The following is a 20,834-nucleotide window of genomic DNA, read 5'->3' on the forward strand; positions in this document are numbered from 1 at the left end:
GCCGGGCCCGCTGCTGCTCGGGTCAGGAGAGATAGGCGTCGATCCAGCCGAGCCCGCCACGGTCCAAGCGAAGCCGGGCGCGGGTCACCGACACGTACGCCAGCATGGCATCCGCGTCGTCCACCGTCTTCCACTCCCCATCCTCATCACGCTCCGGCTCGGGGAAGTCGTCGGCGATCAGCACGTCGTCCCACTCGCGGCCCTTGCTCTTGTGCGCGGTGGACACGATCACGTCGGCACGCCGCTCCTCGCTCAACGAGTCGGCGGCGCGGATGATCTCCTCCACGCCGTGGGTGTCGATCAGATCCACCAGCGGCTTCAGATCCCGCCCGGACGGCTCCCCCGCGAAGTCCTGCACCTCACCCCAGGAGTTGAACAGGAACAGCTCCGGGTGGCTGGTGCGGCGGCCGTCCTTCAAGTCCTGGGCGGCTTCCGCCAGCCGCTTGATCGCGGCCCCGCCACCCACCAGGGCGACCCGCGCGCCGCCCGCGAGGAACGCCATCACCTTCCCCATCGCGGCGGCGTTGGTGCGGCACAGGATCGCGTTCGGCGCGGCCAACTCGGTGATCTCCGAGGCGAGGTTGGGGTTCCCGGCCAGGCGCAGCGACGTCGGCAGCAAGCTCAGCCACTTGTTCGCCTCCTCCGCCACCTTGGGGCCGAACCGCCACGACTGCGACAGGTACAGGCGGCGGTCGGCGGGCCAGGTGTCCAGGGCGTCGACCGCGCCCCGCCACGCGTACAGCTGCTGCGCCGAGTCGCCCACGGCGATCTGCTGGGCCTGGTGCTGGTCCTGGACCAGGCTGGCCACCAACGGGGTTCGAGTCCTGGCACTCGTCCAGCATCACCAGGTCGGCGGGAAGCTCGGGGCGGGTGAGTGCCCAGATCTTCAGGTAGTGGTCGTGCTCGAACCGCAGCATGCCGTCGATGCTCTGGATGTCGTCCCACGCCTTCCGCGCGAACGGAAGCACCACCCGCTGAATCGCCAGGTGGTCGTCCACCGACGCGCCGGTCTGGCGCGGCACATGATGCCGGTCGATCTCGGTGTCCGCCGAGTAGCAGAACCGCTGCACCGTCTCCAACGCGATCCGCGCCTGCTGCGCCGGAGTGATCCGCGACGGCCCGAGATCCAGCCACCGCGTGATGCCGAGCAGTTCGGCGGCACGCTTACCGGGCTGGCGCGGCCCGTTCAACCGGTGCCGGTAGTTACGGCCCACCGCAGCCATGGCGAGGCTGTGCGCGGTCCGGCACTGGATCGACGGCGGGAACGACGCCGCGGCTTCGTCGGCGATGGCCCGGTTGTAGGCCACGTAGATACCGGCCTTGCCGTCCAGCTCCCGCGCGACCATCTTCAGCGTGGAGGTCTTGCCGGTTCCGGCGCCGGCCTGGATGACGAGGTTGTGGCCCTCGCGGGCGGCGTCGATGATGGCCGCCTGTTCGGGGGTGGGTGCGTAGGACATTCCGGCTCCAATCCGGTTGGGTGACGGCTTGCTCCGTCAGGCGTGTGGGGGTCGGTGCCCGTTCCGGTCGGAACGGGCACGCACGGGTCAGGATCGGGCGGCGGCGAGCACGGCGGCGCGCACCGCCGCTGGCTCCTCGTTCGCCTTCACGGCAGCAGTCCACGCCGTCTCCACGGCGGGGATGCGCTGGCGAAGGGCCGTGATGGCGGCCGAAAGAACCATCCGCTCACCGCGGACCATTCGCGGCTGGGCCGACAGCTTGGCGATGGTGTCGACCAGATGGTCGGTGGTGTAGGTGCTGACGACCTCTTTGATCCGGTCGAATGCGCGGTCCGACATGTGGTTCTCCTCCGGCTTGCTCCGGCTGTGTGACGGCTTGTCCGTCGAACATCACTGACTATACCTGCAAAGAGGTGTACCGTCTAGGAGGTCTTCGCGCGTTGGTGAATCACCAAGTCACGGCAGGCAGTTCCAGGTCGATCGGAAATGGTGCGTCCAGCTCGACATGTCCCGTGAATACCGCCGTGGGTGTGTATCGTCCGGCCTGGAGTTCGTGCACATGCAGGACCATCGTGTCGTCGCGGTTCTCGACACGCCACAGATGCCGGACACCGGCCGCCGCGTACACGGCTGGCCGGAGCACACGGTCTCGGGTGAGCGTGCCGGGCGACACCACCTCCACCACCAGGTGCACGGTCGCGGGCGGGTAGGCGAGACGGTCGGGCCGTATCGCGGATCGGTCGACAGCGAGCAGGTCCGGCATCGGCACCGTGTCGCCGAGATCGACACCCGCGCCGGACGTGATCACGACGTCCATGGGCGCGATGTCCTGGAGTCGCGTCTTCAGCGCGGTCCGGGCCTCGTTGTGCCACATCGTGGACAACGGCTCCACAACCACCTGGCCGTCCAGCAGCTCGAAGCTCGCGTCCACCGTCTCGGTGAGGCGGGGCAGGTCGGCGGCGGTGAATCCGGTGGGCGGCGGAGTCGGCACGAACACGGTCCGGCCCGGCACTGTGGCGGTCACCTCGCGCACGATACCCGCCCGGCCGCCGGGCGCGGCACGGTTCAGCCGGTGATAGGAACCCGGTGAGTCTCGGGAGGAGTCCGGCCGTCCCAGATGTCGGACATCAGCAGCGACGAGGACGGGTTGGACACGTCTACGAGCACCCAGCCGCGGTACTTCGAGTTCGGGAGCGGATCGTTCGTCATCCGCTCACGGTCCGCGATGCAGAGATCGTTCGCCATCGTGAGCTTCTTCGTGTAGCCGTCCGGGGTCAGCTCCTGGAACCAGGCGTCGGAGATGTATTTCGTCGGCGGATTCGCAGTGGTCTGCAACTCGAACAGCAGCGCCACATTCGTCCCCGACGGGGGCGAGACCGTCCCGTAGCGCGTGGAGCAAACCGGGTTCACCTCCGTCTGCACGAGCGTCACCGTGCCCGTGGGCCCCTTCCGGTTGCTGATCTGGAACGGCTCGCCGACCTTCACGGCTGCGGGTCCGGCGGCCGGCACCTGCGATGCCGGTGTGGATGTGTCTTTTGGTGCGTCGTCGCTGCCGCAGGCCGCCAGTGTCGCTACCGCGGCGACGGCGACGGCAGCTGACGCGAAACGTGCTGCGATCACAGGTCTTTCCCCTTCTCAAAGCGGGGTGACGTGATCAGTCCCCCCGTGCTGGTCGGCTGATCGTAAAGCCGCTGCACCCCCTCCCTCTACCTTGCGCCGCGAACCGAGGCATGGCTGTGGGCCTCTCGGGCACGAAACCGACCGAGGGAAGGGAAATCCCCCATGGGCGCATTCGAGATGCCCGAGGACCTGTCCAAGCTCACGCTGGCCGAGCTGCGTGACCTACTGGCCGCCGCGGAGGCCGCGTTCGACGCGCTGGCCGCACCGCACGCCGGTGAGGGCTCGCCCGCGCCGTCCGCCGAAACGCTCCAGGCGATCAAGGACGTGAACACCGCCGCCGACGCGATCAACGCGCGGATCGGCGAGGTGGAGGCGGAGGAGCAGGCGCGCGCCGATGAGGCCCGCAACCTGATCCAGGCCCGCACCGAGGCCCGCAACCAGACCACCGACACCTCCGAGCCCACCGACGACGGCGACACCGACGGCAACGATGGTGACGACGGGGACGGCGGCGAGGGGGCCACCGACGCGGACGCCGGTGCCGAGGTGGTGGCGGAAGCGGAGCAGGCGACCGCCGACGCCGCCCAGCAGGAGGCGGTGACCGCCGCCAGCACCCGCCCGACATCGTTCCGTGGCCTGGGCGCCCGGCGGCGCACCGGCAACGCGGCCCCGCCCGCCCAGGAGATCGGGTTCCGGATGCGTCCGCAGACCCCGAAGTATCGGGATGGTGTGGTCGGGTTCGATGCGCTGGCGGCGTCCATCGACAGCATGGCGACCGGGCACCGGATCCACTCCAACCGTGACCCGCTGCGCATCGACGGCGGCACCGGGAAGATCCCGCTGTCGCTGGCGACGCTGGATCGCGGGTTCGGGCCGTCGCACATCATCAACGAGAAGGCGACCGACGAGGAGCGCGACGCCCAGATCGCGGAGATCATCGCGAACACCGAGTACCGGGCCGCGACGTTCGACGACCGCGGCGCGATGGTGGCATCCGGCGGCCACTGCGCGGTGCCGGAAACGATCTATACCTTCTGCGATGTCACCCCCGCGACCGGGTTGGCGACCTGGCCGGCGATGAACCTGGGTCCGCGCGGCGGCCAGCGGCGGCCGATGGAGCCCGACTTCACGGAGCTGTACAACACGCTGCCATGGCGGTTCACCGAGGCGGAGTTGCAGGCCAACAACCCCGACGGAACCCCGGTCGTCACCAAGCCGTGCATCGAGATCCCCTGCGTGGAGTGGGAGGAAATCTATGTCGAGGCGATCGGCCTGTGCGTCACCTCCGGCATCCTCCAGCGCCGCGGCTTCCCCGAGAGCATCGAACGGTTCCTGGCCGAGGTGGTCAAGGCGCACCTGATCAAGGTGTCGGTGTGGTCGCTGCTGGACGCGGAGGCCGACTCCACCCCGTACACCATCCCGGCCGCCGGCTCCCTGGGCGCGGCGGGTGCGTTCCTCAACGGTGTCGCGTTGCGCGCGGTGGTGCAGCGGCAGAAGGAGCGGCTGGCGAAGGACGCGCCGATCGAAGGCAAGACGCCCGCCTACATGCTGGATGTGGCGAAGGCCGACATGGCGATGCAGCAGGGCAAGGACGTCAAGTCCATCACCGACGCGGAGATCGACGGCTGGCTGGCCTCCCGGAACATCTTCATGGAGTGGGTGCAGCACTGGCAGCCCATCCCCGAGGCGTCGGTGCGGTGGCCCAGCCAGGTCCGGACCCTGCTGTACCCGCGCGGCACCTGGTACCAGCACCTGGAGCACGTCATCGAGGTCGGCACCCTGCACTCGAAGGACATGCTCCAGAAGAACCGGCAGATGGAGTTCTTCACCGAGGACGAGTACCTGATGGACCGTCGGTGCAAGACCTCCGAGGTGCTGACCATCAACGTCTGCGCCAACGGTTCCGTGGGTGCGCGGGAGCAGATCACCTGCGCGACCACCACCAACGAGGTCCAGACCGCGACCATCACCGGTTCGCCGACGGGCGGAACTTTCACCCTCAGCTACGGGGGTGAGACCACCACGCCGCTGCCGTACAACGCGACCGCCGCGCAGGTGCAGTCCGCGCTGGCGCTGCTGCCGACCATCGGGTTCGGCAACGTCGCGGTGTCCGGCCCGGCGGGCGGCCCGTACGCGATCACGTTCCAGGGCGTCCTGGGCGCGACCAACGTGCCGCTGATCACCGCCTCCGGCTCGTTCATCGGTGGCAGCTCGCCGGCCATCGGCGTCGCGCAGACCACCGCGGGTTCGCCGAACTGACCGATGTCCCAACCATCCGGAATTTCCGGATGGTTGGGCCCTGATCTCCCGGTTCGGGGCGGGCGAGAGCCCTCCCCCGAGTGTGCTGCCCAACTCACTCGCCCCGGCCGGGACCCTTCCCCCCTCACACGTACCTGGAGGACCACCGTGGCCGAGGTCTACACGGCACCACTGGCGAACCCGGCGAGCGGCGGCCTGTACGGCGCGGCCACCCTCATCGACACTCCCGACCCGTCCCGGCTCGCCCAAGGTGTCGTGGTCGACACCTGGAATTGCGGGCCCGCCTGGATCTGGCCCATCAACTGCGAGACCGAGATCCCCGATCCCACGGTGAAGGGCGCGGAGCCCCGAAACGACTGGCTCACGCACGAATTCGTGGGTGATGTGATCGGCGCGGACGACGACTGCTCCGCGCTCGTGCCCGAGCAGGAAGCCGAGCAGCGGGCGAAACAGCTGCTGCGGCTACAGGAGCCGGTGCTGGTCGAGCGGCAGCTGGTGCCGCGGCTCGTCGCGGCAGCGGGCGCGGCCAGCACGGTGGCCGGTCTGGTCGCCGCCGTCGGCGCGCTCGAGGAAGCGGTAGCACCGTTCGGGTTTCCCGGTGTGCTGCACGCGGCGGCGCACCTCGCCGCCGCGCTCCAAGCGGCGCAGCTCATCACCCGCACCGGCACGTTCCTGTTGTCTCCGTCCGGGCACCGGTGGGCGTTCGGCGCCGGGTACGCGGACCTGGACGACACGATCATCGCCACCGGGCCTGTCACCGTCCACCGCGGCCCCGTCGTCATGACGCACGGCCCGGACTATCCCCACAACGAACGGCTCTCCGTGGCCGAGCGGGAAACGCTCGTGTCCTGGGAGTGCTGGACCACCGCTATCACGATCGGAGCCTGACCATGCGCACCTACACCGAGATCGACGGCGGCGACACCGCCACCGTGCGAGCCGGATCCGCCGCCGAGCACGAGCAGCTGGCCCGCGTCCTCCTCGAGGCCGCCGGAGAGGACCGCAAGCGCGAGGTGCGCGGGATCTCCACCGGCGGCAAGGGATTCCGGGTGCCGGTCGACATCGCCCGAAGCGCCGGCCTCATCCCCGAGGAAGCCGAGTTCGATGCCGATGCCGTCGCGCAGGAAGGCATCCAGCGGCTCCTGGAGAACGCGGAGCTGTCGCCGAACGCTCTGGAGCTGGATCCGTCGCAGGACACCGAGGATTCGGCTGCCGAGCAGCCCACCGAGGAGGAGCCCGCCGCCGCGCCGGAGGAGGCGGAGCAGCCGCACGAGGAGCCGAAGAAGGCCACCGCGCGGAAGGCTCCCGCGAAGAAGGCCGCGGCGAAGAAGCCGGAGGCCCCGGCCGACGGCGGTGACTCGTGAGCCAGCCGACCAACGTTGTCGATCTGGTGACCCGGCAGGTGCTGGAGCGCCTGCCGGAGTGGGCGGGCCATCAGGTGGACCGGGCGCTGGCCGACGCCCGGGCCGAGGCCAGGGCCCGTTTCGAGGAGTTCCTGGCCGACCTCGAAACCACCGGCCCGGCCCCGGCCGCGCCGCCGGAGGTGAAGTCCGATGCTCGGGATCGCGCGCAGCGCACCGCGATTCAGGGCGCGGTGGCGACAGTGGTGGTGGCCGTGCTGCTGGCCATCGCGGGAGTGGTCGGCGGCAGTGGCTTCGACTTCACCTCCGGGGAGGCGTGGAAGACCGTGCTCGGTGCCGCGCTGGGCGCGGTGGTCGCGGCCGGCACGGCGTACGTGCAGCGGCTGATCTCCCCGCCACGCAACCAGGTTGCGGAGGACCCGGAGCGGTGAGAGGGCGGCTCGGCGGGATGGTCGATACAGAGTCGGTGCGCCTCTACCAGGGAGTCGTGTACATCGGTTTCCTGCTGAGCGCCGTGCAGACGATCTGGCTCGGCACCCCGCCGACGCCGGTCGCCCAGGCCATGGGCGACATGGTGGAGCTGATGTGGCTGGCGCTGCTGATCGCGTGCCCGCTGCTGGCGGCTCTGGGGTATTGGAGACGCGAGCGGCCGGACGGGCTGTGGTTGCTCGCCGCCAGTGACGCGGCATCCGCCTGCACCACAGCGGCATACGTCGCCGCGGTACTTCAGGCGACATGGGCTGAGCGGGCCAGCTTCGCAGCCTGGCTGGCCGCCGCGTTGTCGGTGTGCTCGGTACTCATTTTGTGGCGTGACCTGCGGCGTATCCGCGCGACGGCGCGGCTGGTGAAAGAAGCGAAGCGTGAGTGATCTGGTGACCCTGCTGGTCAGTTCGGGTGTTGTCACCACAGCGGGCGGTGTTGTCGGGGCGGCCATAGGCGCATTCGCGGGTCGCCGCGGGAAGCGTTTGAAGAGCGCGGATTACGCGGAGATCGCGGCGCGTGTGTCGACGTCGGGCGCGACCATGTCGCAGGCCATCGCTGAAGATCTCCGCGAGGACAACAAGCAGCTGGACCTGAAAGTCGACAGGCTTGAGTCCAGTGTCGAACGCCTCAGCAGCCGGGTAGCCGAACTCACCGATGCGGTATGGGTCGCCATCCGCCGCATCGAGTCCCACGGCCACGACGCCACCGATCTGCGCGCGGTGATCACCGGCCGCACGAATGGCACTCCGCCGCCGCTCTGAACTCTGCTGCACCCCTGGTGTTTACCCTGCCGCCGTAGGGCCTGGGCAGCCACTGAAAACACTCTGACGTGCACATATAGAGGAGAGTTCAGTGGCCGTTTTGCCGGTCGTGAAGGGCCTGCGTATGCGGGCCACCTTGGTCGACGCGTGCGGTATGCCCATCGTCGGCCCTCGAAGCCGCGTGGTGACTTCGGGTTTCGTTACCGCCACCCTCAGCCCGCAGATGCGGGATGCGGAAGAGATCGAGCAGACCAACGCGGAAGGCCGCGTCTGCGTCTCGGATCGCACACCGCCGGAACGCAAGTGGCTCAACGCCACCATCGAGTTCTGCGCCGTGAACACGTGCCTTTTCAACATGTTCACCGACTGGGAGATCGTCACCGACTGGGAAGGCAAAGACATCGGCTTCTCCGATCAGAAGGAGGTGCCCTCCGATCGTGGTGTGGCCATCGAGATCTGGTCGGGTGTCGGCTCGGAGGATGCCTGTGAGGTGCCCACAACCGATGACATTTTGAACGGCGCGGCCGGCGGCAGCTCGCTCCCGTACGGATACACGTTCTTCGTGGTCAAGGAGGGCCAGCTCGGCGATACCGAGATCGGTGCCAAGGCCAGCACCTTCACCATCAACGCCATCACCGTGAACGCGACTCGCTGGGGCCGCGGACCGTACAACGTGATGGCCACCGACGCCAACAACACCCCAGGACGCATGTTGCGGCCCATCCAGCCGGGTCAGCACCGGCGCATGTTCAAGACCACCATTGCGCCGCCCGAGCCCAGCGATGATTGCTGCCCGCTGATCCTGCCTTCCCCGTACTACGGCGAAACCGCGGTGGCCGTCGCCCCGGCGCAGCCCGCGTGCGGTTCGGTCGGTACCAGCGAGGTCCAGACCATCACCATCGGCGGCTCGCCGACCGGCGGCACGTTCACGCTGACGTTCCGGGGTTCGACCACCGCGCCGATCCCGCACAACGCCGCCGCGGCGACGGTGAAGGCCGCGCTGGAGTCGCTGCCCACCATCGGCACCGGCAATGTCAACGTGAGCGGCAGCGCGGGTGGCCCCTACACCTGCACCTTCACCGGTGACCTGGCCGAGTTGGGCTTGCCCGCCATGACCGCGTCCGCGTCCGGGCTCACCCCGTCCGGCACGGTCACCATCGCCACCACGGTGGAGGGCGGGGTCTACTCGTAGTGCCGCTCGAACTCGGGTGGACCCCGGACCAGCTCCGCCTGTCCCTGAAACCAGGCACCGATTTTCAGGGACGGGTGGAGCTGCAATCCCCGCCCGGCACACCGACACCGTGGCCCGCCGGGACGGCCGCGTGGCTGCGGCTGTTCGTGCCCGGCAGCGCATTCGAGGCGATCTGGCCGGCCACTATCGCGGGCGCGGTGATGTCGTGGCTACAGCCGTCCACGGACGTCGACCAGGTGCCGCTCACCGCGTGGGCGGAGCTGGTGCTGGACTATCCGTCCGCGCCGCCGTTCGTGTGGCTGGAGGGCCCGATCCAGACCGGCTGCGCCAGCTCCGGTTTCGGGTACATCGCCGCGGTGCCGCTCCCGGACGGCACCGCCGTAGCCGTGCCGGTGCCCGGCCCGGCGGGACCGCCCGGTGGCGGCGGTTCGTCTGTGATTGTCACCGGCACAGCGGGACTCGCATTGTCCGGGCATCGGGCCGTGGTCCGGCAGCCGGACGGCTCGTTCGTGTACGCGGACAACACCAATCCAGCGCACCTCGCGCTGCCGATCGGCATCACCAACGGCGCGGCGGCGGCCGGAGATCCGGTGCAGGTGGTGATGGTCGGGGAACTCACCGAACCTTCCTGGTCGTGGACGCCCGGCCCCGTGTTCCTGGGCACCAGTGGGGCGCTCACCCAGACCGTGCCGGGCGCCGGATTCCTGGCGCAGCTGGCCGCCGCGACTGCGGCCACCGCCATTTACGTCGACCGCTCGCCGAGCGTCGCACTCACATAGGAGAAGCCGAACATGGCCGGTAACAAGTACATCAAGCTCGACCCGACCACGGGTGCGCTGACCGAGCAGGCCGCCACCGACACGTCGGCCGGTGCTGCCGACGCCGGGAAGATCCCCGCCCTGGACGGGTCCGGCCGGCTGGCTTCATCCATGATGCCGGCGGGCATCGGCGCGGACACAGCGTCGATCACCACGTCGGAGGCGCTGGCTGCCGGGGACTTCGTGAACATCTGGAACTCCACCGGCGCGAAGGTGCGCAAGGCCGACGCGACCACGCAGGGCAAGGAAGCGCACGGGTTCGTGCTCGCGGCTGCCGCCAGCGGAGCGGCGGCCACCGTGTACTTCGAGGGCCCGAACACCGCGGTCACCGGCCAGACGCCCGGCCCGGTGTTCTTGGGCACCACGGCCGGGGCTGCGACGAGCACTCCGCCGAGCGCGGCCGGAAACGTGGTGCAGCGGATCGGTGTCGCGACGTCCGCGACCGCGATCAACTTCGAGGGCAGCGCGCCGGTGGTGCTGGCCTGATGGTGTTGCGACGCCCCCTCGTCAGTGTGGCGGGCTCGCTCCAGGAGCTATCCGACGCCGACACGCTGACCGGGCAAACGGTCGGGGTCATGCTGTACCAGACCCAGGGCCTGCACGTCGCGGGGACCGGGCACCTGCCCATGGGCTGGGTCGTCCCGTACGCGATGGTGCTGGATCAGGTGCGGTACTGGCTCGCCACCGCGGGCACCGGTAATAGCGCGACGGCAGAGCTGCGGAAGAACGGCACGGCGGTCGGCAACGTGATCTCCGGGACCTCCGGTACTCCGTCCACTGCGCCGACCTACCTGACTCCTGGCGCGACGCTGGCGGCGGGTGACCGGATCTACGTGGTGCAGACGGCGGTGAACACGACCACGCTCGGCACCGGCCTGGCCGCCGATCTGATCGGGCATCGCATATGACGGCGGTCATGGTCGAACCGGCCATGCCGATCGTCCAGCACGGGTTCGACCTCCCAGCGGGCAGCTCGGTCGGTCCGTACTGGACCAAGACCGGCACCAGCGATATCGGCATCTCGGCAGCCGGGATGCTCGCCGTCATCGGCACCACGGTCGGCCGGCGGGCGGTGGTGCACCTTGAGCAGGCCGCGACCGCTGCGCACTGGGTGGAACTCACCGTGGGCACCGCGCCGAACAACACGGCGGGCAGCGGCGCGTTGTTGCGCTGCAACGTGGGCATGACACAAATGGTGCTGCTCACCGTTTCCGCCGGGGCGTGGTCGATCGGCCGAATCACCGGCATCAACGGGACATTCACGCTGATCGGCAGCTACTCCACCACGATCGCGCTCAACGATGTTGTGCGCGTCAGCGTGGACGAGTACTCGGTGTATCGCGTCTACATCAACGGCCAGCGCAGCGGCCCGGCGTTCCGGGATACGACGTGGGCGGACTCCAGCCACCGGTATCGCGGCGCGTGGATCCAGTACACCAGCGGCACCAGCGGCGCGAACCTCGACAACTTCGTCAGCGGGGACACCCCGCCACTGACGCTGGTCGACAGCGACACTTTCAGCCAGCCAACGCTTGTCGGCTGGACCACATCCGGCGGCGGCACGCTCTACGTTCAGGGCGGCGAGATCTCCGGCGTCGGCACGCCTTCCGAACCGGTCAGCTTCGCGCACCGGCCCGCGCTGCCCGGCTACCCGCGGATCATGGTGGCGCGGATGCAGATCCGCTGGAATGGGCGCAACCCGCTCCACAGCGCCACCAGCGTGTGTATCCGCGCGAGCCTGGCCAACAACCACACCGGCGTCCATTTCTGGACCGTCGCGAACCAGGCGGGCATCGCGATCTACGATCCCTCCTACCCGGATGGCTTCCTCCCCGCCACCGGGACACCGGCCGGCACACCGATCACGAAGTGGGCGGACTCGGCGATGATGGAAATCCGCGGCGAGGGAACGCATTTCAGCGCGGCCGTGGACCACAACCCCGTGCTCTGGGGTACCTACACCGAGGCTCAGGCCCCGCTCCTGTACCTCCAGCACGGCGTGCAGATCCAGGACGACTCCGCGGTGTCCGGCGGTGGTGAGCCGCCCGCCAACGGGGACAACTATCAGCTGTTGGTGGCCTGATCTGCTGCGCCCTGGCCGCCTACGGTCGCGCGCCATGGAACCCACTGTTGGCAGAATCGTCCATTTCCAGACCTACGGCACGCCCAACGGCGAGCACCCGTCGGAGCCGATCGCGGCGATCATCACGGCCGTGCACGACCATTTCGGCACCAACGAGCAGCCGGAGACCCGCGTAGACCTGTTCGCGATCTACCCGAACGGCACCAGCCACAAGACCGGCATCAAGTTCGCCGAGGAGCCGACGCCCGGTTACTGGTCCTGGCCGCCGCGAGTCTGACTGCGCCCCAACTGCCTACGGTCCCGGCCATGGTGTGCACCTGGCCTGTAGACTCAGTGCATGAAAGATTCCGACGCTGAGGTCTGGCGTCCAACTCCAAGCTGGCCCGGATACGAGGCATCGAGTCACGGCCGCATACGCAGCGTCGACCAGGTACTTGTCAACCGGAAAGGCGTGCGCCGCAACTGGAAAGGCCGTATACGTTCTTGCGATGTCGGCGCGTCGTATCGGCAGCTCATCGTTCGAGGTAAGTCGGTCAAGGCTTGCTGGATGGTGGCCGATGCGTTTCATGGCGTTCGGCCACCGGGCAAGGTAGTTCGTCACCTGAACGGCAACAGCCACGACGACCGGCCCGAGAACCTCGCCTACGGCACCGACGCCGAGAACTCGGCCGACTCCCTCAAGCACGGAACTCACTACAACGCACGAAAGACACACTGCCCGCACGGTCATCCGTACAACACGACTAACGGTCCGAATCGTCGATGTCGCGAGTGCCACAGGATGAACGAGCGTGTTCGGCTCGGCCGCGAAGGAATCCATCCGAAGTTCCGCAGCCATTGTGTACGCGGACACGAGTACACGACGGAGAACACATACATAGCGCCAGGGAACGGTCAGCGCGGTTGCCGGGCCTGTCGCCGTGAGGCTGCGCAGAGACAGCGTGCGGCGAAGAGATTGCACACCATGTAGATAGCCTCCGGCCATGTCCCAATGCACCTGGCCGGTTTCCATCGCCTGCCTGCCCGAGGACGCGAAGACCGTCACGGCAGCGGAAGACGTTGCCCGGCTCCAGGGTGCGATCGATACCGCCGTATCCGTCCTCTGGTCCTTCACCGGCCGCCAGTACGGCTGCTGTCCGAGGATCGTGCGGCCGTGCCCGCGTGAGTGCGAGACGCAGCAGGCGTGGCAGCCGGGGTGGGGCTGGTACCTGGACCTCTACTACGCCGATTGGCGGTCCATCGCGTGCTCGTGCGGGCCCGCCTGCAAGGTCGGTGGCCCGGGTGTGGTGCATCTGCCGGCGCCGGTCTGCTCGGTCACCGCGGTCACCATCGACGGCGCGGTGGCCGACCCGAGCACCTACGTGCTCGAGGGTGATCGGCTGTACGCGAAGTCCGGGCAGTGGCCGTCCCAGAATCTCCGGGTGCCCGCTGGTGAGCCGGGTACGTGGACGGTCGATTACCTCACTGGCACACCGCCACCGGCGGGCGCGGACCAGATGGTGGCGTTGCTGGCCGGCGAGTTCTGGAACGCCTGCCGGGGCGGTAAATGCCGTCTGCCGAAGCGGGTGCAGTCGATCAGCCGTCAGGGCGTGTCGATGCAGATGGTGGACCCGGTGGCGCTGTTCGAGAACATGCAGACCGGGATCAGCGAAGTGGACCTCTGGATCACCGCGGTGAACCCGCACCGGCTGTCCGCGCCGTCGGCGGTGTCTTCGCCCGACTACCCGGACGGTGCCTGATGGATTCCGCTGTGACCGTGCTCGGGCTGACTGTGACCCGGCTACGGGAGTTCTTCTCCCCCAGCGCCTCCGTGCCGCCGTTGGGCGGCGGAACCGATGTCGTGAACATCCTGGCCGGGGAGATCGTCGTCCCGCCGCCCTGGGTCGGTGTCGATCAGGACGAGGTGTCGTGCGAGAAGTGCGGCCCGTACCTCTGGGTGCGGCTGGTCCGGCGCTGGCGCACCGACGCCTTCCCGCAGGAGTCCGTGGTGGGGAAATGCTCGTCGCAGCGCGCCATCACGATCGAGGCCGGTATCGCCCGCTGCCATCCGTTCGACGCCACGCCGGAGCAGCTGGAGCAAGAGGCGGCGGTGCAGTGGGACGACTCGTGGCGCATCGACGCGGCGCTGTGCGGGGCGATGCAGGACGCCGAAAGGGCCGCCGCGGCTGCGGCGACGGCGCTGGGGACCGGGGAGCCGTACGGGCCGGACGGCCTAATTCTGGCGTGGACGCAGATCGCGCACGCTCAACTGTCGAGGTAGGAGGCATCTCGTGGCATTGGTGACTATCGAAGGCGTGGTCAACTCGGACGTGTGCGCGCGCGGCGAGCGCCACACGGTGGAGTGGACCGACTACCTGCGCGGCCTGGCCCGGAACGGCCTCATCCAGGTAGTCGACGGACCCCACGACGAACCGGCCAAGCCCGCCGGCAAGTCGTCGAAGCGGGCGCGCCGGACCTCCGAATCGTGACGATCCCGGTCCGGCCCCGCCTGCAATGGGCGCCGATCCCGCGCGCTGGAGAGCAGGCGGCGGAGCGGGCGGAGCCGCGCGTACGGCGGCTGGGAGGCCGGATCGAGTCGAACGCCAAGAGGCGAGTGAACGTCCGCACCGGCGGGCTGAAACGCAGTATCGGGCACAGCGTTTCGCGTCGCGGCCCGATCGTGCGGCTGCTCATGTTCGCGCGGGCCCGGCACGCGAGGTTCGTCCATGACGGCACCCGCCCGCATGTGATCCGGCCGCGTAACGCCCGCGCGCTGCGGTTCGAGGTCGGCGGCCGGATCGTGTTCGCCCAGCGGGTGAATCACCCCGGCTACAAGGGCAACCCGTTCCTGGCCGACGCGGTGCGCGAAGAGCTGACGAGGGACCGGCTCATCTGACCTGGGGTTTGCGCCCCACTTTGACAGCGTGCCCGCGTGACTCAGCCGGGCATCACCATCCCCCTCACCGCCGACGGCGGCGGCTTTGAGGAGGAGCTGTCTCGCGTCGTCATCGGCGCGATGCGCGGCGTCCAGCTGAAGCTCGACAAGTCCCCGCTGGACATCAAAATCAATCTCGACACCGCCGGCACGCCGGAGCAAATGCGCGCGCTGCACCAGCAGCTGGAGCGCGAGGCGAGACCGATCACGCAGCGGGTGGTGGTCGACGTCGACCGCCGCGGCCTGGCCGATGCTCGTGCGGCGTCGGCCGCGCTGGTGTCCGGTGAACGCGCTGTCCAACGCGCACAACGAGATTCGGTCACGACCGCGCGGCAGGTGACATCGGAGCGGGCGCGCGCGGCGGCGCAGCTGGAGAAGGTCGGCCAGCAGCTCGCGAAAAACGCGAATACCGAGCGGGCCGCGCAGCTGGCCCTGGAGCGCGCGCGCCGCGCCGCGGCGGCAGCCGAGCCCGATCCGGAAGCAGCGGCCGAACGGCAGCAGCGGGCCGCGCTGCGCCTGGCCGCCGCGAACCGGGCACTCGCCGCCGCCAAGGCGGCCGCCGCCGCAGTGAAGGACAGCGAGGACTCGGACAAGCGGACCGCTGCCGCCGAGCGGGTCGCGGCGGCAGAGCTGAAGGTGGCCGACGCCAAACGCGCGGTGAAGGCCGCCGAAGGCGACCCCGAAGCCGACGGGCTACGCCGCGCGCAGGCAGCGCAACGCGTCGAAGCCGCCGAACTGCGGATCGAGGAAATCCGGCGGCGCAGTGTCGAACTCGGTCGGCAAGCGATCGACCTGTCGCAGCGCGCGTCCGTTCGCGCGCCGCAAGCGGTGCGGGTGGACGACCCTGGCCTAGACCGGCTCCGCGACCGCACCGAAGACACCAACCGCGTGTTCGAGCGGCTCGGCAGCACCATCGGCGGCGTCGTGGCCACAGCGGGCGGCCTCTCAGCGATCACCGGGATTCTGTCCGCGATCGGTGGCGCGGCCGGGCTCGCCGCCGGTGCCGTCGGCGGGCTGGCGCTGGGGTTCGCGGCGCTGGGGCCGGCAGCGGCGGCCGTGGCGGGGACCGCGGTTGTCGGGTTGCAGGGCATCAAGGATGCGTTCGACGCGGTGCAGGCAGCCTCTGATGCGGCGCCGGGTGAAGCCGCCGCGAAGTCGAAGGCCGTCGCGGCGGCGCAGGATCAGCTGGCGTCGGCGGCGGACACGGCGGCCCGGTCTCAGCGGACGCTGGCGGACGCGCAGCAGGACTCTGCGCGGGCCGCGGAGGATGTCGGCCGCGCCTACGTCGACGCCGGGCGGGATCTCGAGGACTACCGGTTCAAGGCGCGCGGCGCGGCGATCTCCGAGAAGGAAGCGCTGCTCGGGCTGAAGCAGGCGCAGAACGACCTGAAGAAAGCCAAGACCGTCGATGACCGCGAGGAAGCGCTGGTCCGGCTGGAGCGGGCGCAGCTCCGCTACGACGAGGCCGTTCAGAACAACGTTCGCAGCCAGCAGGATAACGCCGAAGCTCAGGCCAAGGGGCTCGATGGCAGCGACCGCGTGGTCGCGGCGAAGGACCGGCAAGCCGAGGCCGAAAAGCGTGTAGCCGACGCTCAGGACGCGGCGAACCGAGCGTCCGCTCAGGTGGTGAAGGCGCAGCAGGCCGTCACCGACGCCATGAACGCCTCCAGCCCATCGGCGGACAAGCTCGCCCAGGCCATGGCGAAGCTCTCGCCCGAGGCGCAGAACTTCGTGTCGACGGCGCGGGAGCTGGCGCCGGTCTGGGAGGCCGCCCGGAAAGCCATCCAGGACGCCCTCTTCCAGGATTCGGACACCGTGCTCCGGCAGCTCGCGGACACCGTGCTCCCGCACATGCGCGACGGCATGAGCGCGGTCGCCACCGAATTGAACCTGGGCGCAAAGGCTTTCGCGGACTGGCTGAGTAGCGCGCAGGGCGTGCAGGCCCTGGACTCGGTGTTCGCCTCCACCGCCGACCTGCTGGCCGGGATGCGGGAGGGCAGCCAGGGATTCCTGGACGGCCTGGCGAAAATGACTCTCGCCGCGGAGCCGTTCGCCGAGAACATCGGGCGCGCGCTCGGCAGCATCGGCACTGAACTCGGCAACGCATTCTCCCAGCTGGCGGATAGTGGGCTGCTGGGCCAGGTGCTCGATGGGTTCACCGCCGCCCTTCAGGGTGTCGGGCCGCTGCTGCGAGACCTGGTCCTCAGCTTCGCCGAACTCGGCTCCCGAGTGCTACCAGCGCTCCAGCCGCTGTTCGAGTCGATCGGGCAGGCCCTGGTCGACATCGCACCCGCGCTCGGCGATCTGGGTGCGACATTTGCGGATTCGCTGACTGCGCTGATGCCGTCGCTGTCGGGCTTCATCAAGGCGCTAGCTGAGGGTTTGCGGCCGGTGCTTCCGGTCGTCGCGAATCTGCTCGGCGCGATCTTGGACGCGCTACGGCCCATGATCGGCCCGCTGTCGGAGGTCGCGCAGGTCGTCGGCAACGCGCTCGCGGACGCCTTACGAGAACTGCAACCCGCTCTCGGGCCGCTGGCCACCGCATTCGCCGATGTGATCAAGGCGGTCGCACCGCTGATCCCGCTGATCGCCGAGAACCTGTCCACTGTCCTGATCGCGCTGGCCCCCGCCATTTCCGATGTCGCGAATGCGCTCGCGCCGGTGATCGCGCAGTTCGCGGACGAGATGCGGCCGGTGATCAAGGAGCTGGCGCCGATCCTCGCGGATGTCGCGAAGACGCTCGGTTTGGCGCTGGCCGACGCCATCCGACAGATAGCTCCAGTGTTGCCAGATATCGTGCGGGCGTTCACCGACCTGCTGGTGGCGGTCGTTCCGCTGCTGCCGGAATTCGCGCGCCTGGCCGCCGAGATCCTGCCTCCGCTGATCGACATCTTCGTGCAGATGGCACCGCAGATCATTGACGTGATCGAAGCACTGACCTGGCTCGCCTCGAATGTGCTTGTGCCAGTGGTGATTCCGGCGATCCAGAACACTGCGGACGCCTTCTCGATCGCGCTCGGGATCATCGGCGACGCCATCGGGGTCATGCGCGACATCGCCGGTGCCGCGATCGACGCCGTGACCAGCGGGTTCCAGGGGCTCGGTGAATCAGTGTCCGGGGTCGGTGACTTCCTCACCGAGACAGTGTTTCCCGAGATCGGCCGCGGCCTGGTGAAGGTGCAGTCCTGGTTCGAGGACGGCGTCAACGGCATCGCGAGCGTCTGGGATCGGCTGCGCGAGGCCGCCGCCAACCCGGTCCGTTTCATCGTGAACGCGGTCTGGAACGAAGGACTGCGGAAAGCCTGGAACGCCGTCGGTAAATTCCTACCCGGCGTGGGTGACATGGACCCGATCACGCTCGGATTCCGTTCCGGCGGCGCGGTGTTCGGGCCCGGCACAGGCACCAGCGATTCCATCCCCGCCTGGTTGTCCTCCGGCGAGCACGTCATCACCGCCGCCGAAGTGCTGGCGGCCGGCGGGCAGAACATCTGGTACGCGATCCGCGACATGATCGCCAGAGGTATCCCGTTCAGCTGGGACGGCGGCCAGCTGATCTCGGACCTTGGTCGGGACAACCTGAATGCGTACGGCGCGGCGGTGCGCGCGCAGGGCATCGGGAACGTGAACCCGGAGGGGCTGTTCGATCCGCTGCTGCCGCGGTTCGCGACGGGCGGCGCGGTGGAGCCGTGGATGCACCAGCTGCTGCGTGGGCACGAGTTCGCGCGGGCGCAGCACGGCCGCCCGTACCAGTGGGCGGGGCCGCGGTTCGTCGGGGATTCGTTCGACTGCTCGGGGTTCATGGGCAGCATCGCGGCGGCGATCCTGGGGTTGAATCCGTGGCAGCGGTATTGGGCGACATCGAGTTTCGCTGGCTACCCGCAGGTCGGTCCGCAGGGGTTCACGCGGAACCAGCGCGACGGCGGCATGGTCATCGGCGTCACCGACAACCCGGGCGGCCCCGGCGGTGGCCACACGGCGGGCGTGCTCGGTGCACTGCCGCTGCTCGGTATCCCGCAGGCGATGCGGGTGGAGTCCGGCGGCGCGCTCGGGAACGTCCACTACGGGACCGGTACGGACCCGACGAGTTTCGCCGGCCTGTACGGGTTGCCGATCGGCGCGAACGGCTACTTCCAGCCCGGCGCGGGCGGCGGGTCGATCGGCCCGTCGGTGACCGATCAGCGGTCGTTCGTGGAGCGCGCGATCGAGCGGGTCTTCGATGAGCTATTGGGGCCGATCCGGACTCGGATCCCGACGGAGGTCGGGCCCGTCCCGCCGGAGTTCAACAAGCTACCTCCGGAGTACCTGACCACGTTCGAGCGCGGGTCGATCGACTACCTGGGCAGCCTGGTCGGTGACCTCGGTAATGCGCTGCCGAGCGTGTGGCAGAAGGCGCAGAGCCTGGCGGACAAGGCGTTCGACGCGCTGAACCCGTTCGACTCCGGCGGTATCGCGGCGGGCGTCGGGTTTATGCCGAAGAACACGATCCAGCCGGAGCGCGTGCTCAGCCCCGAGCAGACTCGCTTGTTCGAGGCGCTGGTGCTGAGCCTCCAGCAGATCGCGGGCACCAGCAGCACAGCGGGCCCGGAGCTGTTGACCGCCAGTGTGTTCCAGCAGGGCATCGACACGCTCACGCGGGTATTCGTGCAGCCGGAGCAGACCGACACCCAGCAGCAGGCGCAGCAGATCGCGCAAGCGCAGGAGGCGATCGACGCCACCGGCCGCGTAGCCGCCGACACCCGGGAGCTGGTGCAGCGCAACGAATCCTCAGCTGAGCTGGTGACGCAGCAGCAGACCGAAGAACTGAGCGCGGGCCTGGACGACATCTCCCAGCGGCTCACCGCCGGCGTGCTGACGCCGATCATGCAGTCCGCGGTGGACGCCGGTATCCAGATCATTCGGACGTGGCTCGGCGGGGTCGGGGACCAAATCACTGATGGCACCGACCGGACGACGGCCGCAGTGAAGACGCTGGAGCTGCGGGTGGACGACGCCGCCGCGGCGACGGCACCGGCACCGTTCGGTGCTCCGGGCAGCGCGTTCGACGCGGCCAAGGCGATCTCCGATGCGGTGGTCAGCGTCGCGAATACCGCGCAGCAGTCGCTGATGCAGGTGGCGCAGCAGGTCGCGAACGCCGCGCTGGCGCAGCAGGCTTCGCGGGTCGGGCCACAGTCCAAGGGCGTGCTGGGCCGGGACATCTCCGGCGGGCTGATGGTGGATCTCCTCGTGCGGTTGACCGGGGTGGAGATCGAGATCCGGGACAACCTGCTCGACACGCTGGACGAGATCCATCAGTTCCGGGGTGACCTGCACCAGAGCATCGACACCTCCGGCCGGATCTTGTCCGACACGGCGGAGCTGGTGCAGCGCAACGAGTCCTCGATGGATCTCGTTGTGGCGGAGCAGAACCGCATCAACCGCGAGCTGATCAAGGCCCTGTTGCGGTACCTGATGACCAGCGTGGTGATCCCGATCCTGACCGCGTTCCTCAGTGCGGCGATCACCCTGGCCGTGACCGCGATCGGTGCCGCGATCGGCTCCATCATCCCCGGCATCGGCACCGCGATCGGCGCGGCCGTCGGCGCGGTGGTCGGCGTCGCGTTGGCGGGCATCGCCGCGGCGTTCATCGGCACCGTGGCGATCGGCGCGGCCGCGGCAATCGACAGCTTCGACAGTGGCGGTGTGGCGGTGGGGCGCGGCTTCATGCACAAGGACGTGGTGGAACCCGAGCGCGTGCTCAGCCCACGAGAGACCGAGTCGTTCGAGCGGCTCGTGGCGGCTCTCGAGCGCAGTGGGAACCGGACCGTGAACGCGCCGATCACCGTGTTCGGCGGCGCGGGTGCGGCGGGCGGTATCCGAGACAACCTCCTGTCCCTGCTGTGAGGAGTA

Annotated in this window: 22 protein-coding genes and 1 pseudogene; 18 read left to right on the forward strand and 5 right to left on the reverse strand. The window is 69.1% G+C overall.

Annotated features, from left to right (window positions below; genetic code table 11):
• Positions 1-22: 22 nt before the first annotated feature.
• The 5 genes and pseudogenes from NWFMUON74_RS36410 to NWFMUON74_RS30390 form a co-directional block, all read right to left on the reverse strand.
• Complete coding sequence (locus NWFMUON74_RS36410; protein ID WP_232110682.1) at positions 23-808, reverse strand: 3'-5' exonuclease; 786 nt, start codon at positions 806-808, stop codon at positions 23-25.
• A gap of 70 nt (positions 809-878) precedes the next feature.
• Positions 879-1,457, reverse strand: a pseudogene (locus NWFMUON74_RS36415) (AAA family ATPase); the annotation flags it as partial.
• Positions 1,458-1,544: 87 nt separating this feature from the next.
• A complete protein-coding gene (locus NWFMUON74_RS30380) occupies positions 1,545-1,796 on the reverse strand; it encodes a hypothetical protein (protein ID WP_187685148.1) in 252 nt (83 codons plus the stop codon).
• Positions 1,797-1,905: 109 nt separating this feature from the next.
• The gene (locus tag NWFMUON74_RS30385; protein WP_187685149.1) at positions 1,906-2,481 is read right to left on the reverse strand and encodes a Uma2 family endonuclease; all 576 of its coding nucleotides are present in this window, start codon (positions 2,479-2,481) and stop codon (positions 1,906-1,908) included.
• A 41-nt stretch (positions 2,482-2,522) separates the two neighbouring features.
• Entirely contained in the window at positions 2,523-3,077 is a 555-nt protein-coding gene (locus NWFMUON74_RS30390) for a hypothetical protein (protein WP_187685150.1), read from the reverse strand.
• A 162-nt stretch (positions 3,078-3,239) separates the two neighbouring features.
• On the opposite strand from NWFMUON74_RS30390, the gene NWFMUON74_RS30395 reads away from it, so the two are divergent.
• The 18 genes from NWFMUON74_RS30395 (at position 3,240) to NWFMUON74_RS30480 (ending at position 20,828) form a co-directional block, all read left to right on the forward strand.
• Positions 3,240-5,336: a major capsid protein gene (locus NWFMUON74_RS30395; RefSeq protein ID WP_187685151.1), complete on the forward strand. Its 2,097-nt coding sequence runs from the start codon at positions 3,240-3,242 to the stop codon at positions 5,334-5,336.
• A 147-nt stretch (positions 5,337-5,483) separates the two neighbouring features.
• Positions 5,484-6,224, forward strand: a complete 741-nt coding sequence (locus NWFMUON74_RS30400; RefSeq protein WP_187685152.1) for a hypothetical protein — start codon at positions 5,484-5,486, stop codon at positions 6,222-6,224.
• Between the two features lie 2 nt (positions 6,225-6,226).
• A complete protein-coding gene (locus NWFMUON74_RS30405; RefSeq protein ID WP_187685153.1) occupies positions 6,227-6,700 on the forward strand; it encodes a hypothetical protein in 474 nt (157 codons plus the stop codon).
• Positions 6,697-7,128, forward strand: a complete 432-nt coding sequence (locus NWFMUON74_RS30410; protein ID WP_187685154.1) for a hypothetical protein — start codon at positions 6,697-6,699, stop codon at positions 7,126-7,128. Before NWFMUON74_RS30405 ends, NWFMUON74_RS30410 begins: the two co-directional genes overlap by 4 nt.
• A 17-nt stretch (positions 7,129-7,145) precedes the next feature.
• The gene (locus NWFMUON74_RS30415; RefSeq protein WP_187685155.1) at positions 7,146-7,565 is read left to right on the forward strand and encodes a hypothetical protein; all 420 of its coding nucleotides are present in this window, start codon (positions 7,146-7,148) and stop codon (positions 7,563-7,565) included.
• A 4-nt stretch (positions 7,566-7,569) separates the two neighbouring features.
• Positions 7,570-7,941 (forward strand): hypothetical protein, encoded by a 372-nt coding sequence (locus NWFMUON74_RS30420; protein WP_187685156.1) that lies wholly within the window; start codon positions 7,570-7,572, stop codon positions 7,939-7,941.
• 91 nt (positions 7,942-8,032) lie between these two features.
• Entirely contained in the window at positions 8,033-9,133 is a 1,101-nt protein-coding gene (locus NWFMUON74_RS30425; RefSeq protein WP_187685157.1) for a hypothetical protein, read from the forward strand.
• Positions 9,133-9,912 carry an LtfC-like domain-containing protein gene (locus NWFMUON74_RS30430; protein ID WP_425343076.1) on the forward strand — a complete coding sequence of 260 codons (780 nt, stop codon included), beginning with the start codon at positions 9,133-9,135 and terminating at the stop codon, positions 9,910-9,912. The genes NWFMUON74_RS30425 and NWFMUON74_RS30430 overlap by 1 nt, the downstream gene beginning before the upstream one ends.
• A gap of 12 nt (positions 9,913-9,924) precedes the next feature.
• Positions 9,925-10,437, forward strand: coding sequence for a hypothetical protein (locus NWFMUON74_RS30435; RefSeq protein ID WP_187685159.1), 513 nt, complete (start codon positions 9,925-9,927; stop codon positions 10,435-10,437).
• Positions 10,437-10,859, forward strand: coding sequence for a hypothetical protein (locus NWFMUON74_RS30440; RefSeq protein ID WP_187685160.1), 423 nt, complete (start codon positions 10,437-10,439; stop codon positions 10,857-10,859). Before NWFMUON74_RS30435 ends, NWFMUON74_RS30440 begins: the two co-directional genes overlap by 1 nt.
• A gap of 8 nt (positions 10,860-10,867) precedes the next feature.
• Positions 10,868-12,034: a hypothetical protein gene (locus tag NWFMUON74_RS30445; RefSeq protein ID WP_187685161.1), complete on the forward strand. Its 1,167-nt coding sequence runs from the start codon at positions 10,868-10,870 to the stop codon at positions 12,032-12,034.
• 34 nt (positions 12,035-12,068) lie between these two features.
• Positions 12,069-12,311: a hypothetical protein gene (locus NWFMUON74_RS30450; RefSeq protein WP_187685162.1), complete on the forward strand. Its 243-nt coding sequence runs from the start codon at positions 12,069-12,071 to the stop codon at positions 12,309-12,311.
• Between the two features lie 60 nt (positions 12,312-12,371).
• On the forward strand, positions 12,372-13,004 hold the full coding sequence (locus NWFMUON74_RS30455) for an HNH endonuclease (protein ID WP_187685163.1): 633 nt from the start codon (positions 12,372-12,374) through the stop codon (positions 13,002-13,004).
• A 13-nt stretch (positions 13,005-13,017) separates the two neighbouring features.
• The gene (locus NWFMUON74_RS30460; RefSeq protein ID WP_187685164.1) at positions 13,018-13,773 is read left to right on the forward strand and encodes a hypothetical protein; all 756 of its coding nucleotides are present in this window, start codon (positions 13,018-13,020) and stop codon (positions 13,771-13,773) included.
• Positions 13,773-14,294: a hypothetical protein gene (locus NWFMUON74_RS30465; RefSeq protein WP_187685165.1), complete on the forward strand. Its 522-nt coding sequence runs from the start codon at positions 13,773-13,775 to the stop codon at positions 14,292-14,294. Before NWFMUON74_RS30460 ends, NWFMUON74_RS30465 begins: the two co-directional genes overlap by 1 nt.
• 10 nt (positions 14,295-14,304) lie before the next feature.
• A complete protein-coding gene (locus NWFMUON74_RS30470; protein WP_187685166.1) occupies positions 14,305-14,502 on the forward strand; it encodes a hypothetical protein in 198 nt (65 codons plus the stop codon).
• Positions 14,499-14,909 carry an HK97 gp10 family phage protein gene (locus tag NWFMUON74_RS30475; RefSeq protein WP_232110683.1) on the forward strand — a complete coding sequence of 137 codons (411 nt, stop codon included), beginning with the start codon at positions 14,499-14,501 and terminating at the stop codon, positions 14,907-14,909. The genes NWFMUON74_RS30470 and NWFMUON74_RS30475 overlap by 4 nt, the downstream gene beginning before the upstream one ends.
• A gap of 36 nt (positions 14,910-14,945) precedes the next feature.
• Positions 14,946-20,828: a phage tail protein gene (locus tag NWFMUON74_RS30480; protein ID WP_187685167.1), complete on the forward strand. Its 5,883-nt coding sequence runs from the start codon at positions 14,946-14,948 to the stop codon at positions 20,826-20,828.
• Positions 20,829-20,834: the final 6 nt, after the last annotated feature.

Source organism: Nocardia wallacei, from assembly GCF_014466955.1.
Lineage (GTDB): Bacteria > Actinomycetota > Actinomycetes > Mycobacteriales > Mycobacteriaceae > Nocardia > Nocardia wallacei.